General features: G+C 40.6%; 2 tRNA genes. Both read right to left on the reverse strand.

Annotated features, from left to right (window positions below):
- Positions 1-54: 54 nt before the first annotated feature.
- Positions 55-130, reverse strand: a tRNA-Ala gene (locus J8L84_RS20240).
- A gap of 113 nt (positions 131-243) precedes the next feature.
- Positions 244-320 (reverse strand) — tRNA-Ile (locus tag J8L84_RS20245).
- Positions 321-502 lie beyond the last annotated feature (182 nt).

Genomic DNA, 502 nt, shown 5'->3' on the forward strand with positions numbered 1-502 from the left:
ATTCGCGGTAATAAATACCACTTTTAAATACACTTATATAAATGCACTTAAAAGTGGTGGAGCTAAGCAGGATCGAACTGCTGACCTCCTGCGTGCAAGGCAGGCGCTCTCCCAGCTGAGCTATAGCCCCAAATATCAAACTAGTTAACTGAGATTTAACTAGTGGCATTTCTTTTTTACACATAACAAACAAGCTCTATGCTGATAGCATAAAAGCAGTAAATTTTACGATAAAATAAGAAATGGTAGGCTTGGGCAGACTTGAACTGCCGACCTCACCCTTATCAGGGGTGCGCTCTAACCAGCTGAGCTACAAGCCTATGCTTGGTTTTTGTCGCTCAACTGCCTCGCTACGAAAAAAGTTCAGATATAATTAATGATTATCATCTTAAACAAATTTCTGGCGGCGTTGCCTGACCGACAAATCCGCTGCGTAATAGTGTTTGTATTACATTTAGCGTCCTTCATTTAATAACAAAACAATCTGTGTAGGCACTACATC

Source organism: Alteromonas sp. MMG017 (assembly GCF_018100795.1).
Classification (GTDB): Bacteria; Pseudomonadota; Gammaproteobacteria; order Enterobacterales; family Alteromonadaceae; genus Alteromonas.